Below are 331 nucleotides of genomic sequence, written 5' to 3'. Positions count from 1 at the left end.
ATCAGACGCTGGAAGCGATACGCTGGTATCAGCGCCTGCTTAACCTTTCTCCTTCCGGCCTGGTTACGCCTCTTTCCGTTTACTTTATGGCTGCGTTAAAAGCGATGTCGCCCTATAACCGGCCGCATCAACGCGGCGGTATGCTGCGGGTGAGTCAGGGCCAGTTTACTTTTGATAATGAAGGACTGGAACATAGCACCGCTGCGGTGCCTTTTCGCGCCGTGCCAACGCCCTGGTTTTCACGCGTGCTGCACTGGCCGGGTGGCTTTTCCGGCGTCACGTTAGGACGCGGCTTTGATATGAAACTGCGCAGCGCGGGTGAAATTTACAG

Annotated in this window: 1 protein-coding gene; it reads left to right on the top strand. The window is 56.2% G+C overall.

Features of this window, described 5'->3' with window-relative positions; all coding sequences use genetic code 11:
* Positions 1 to 331, top strand: a 331-nt coding sequence (locus COO59_RS21015; RefSeq protein WP_476738907.1) for a lysozyme family protein, incomplete at both ends; no start/stop codon positions are given.

The organism is Mixta theicola (genome assembly GCF_002895925.1).
GTDB lineage: Bacteria > Pseudomonadota > Gammaproteobacteria > Enterobacterales > Enterobacteriaceae > Mixta > Mixta theicola.
This window is presented reverse-complemented; position numbering and strand designations above follow the sequence as displayed.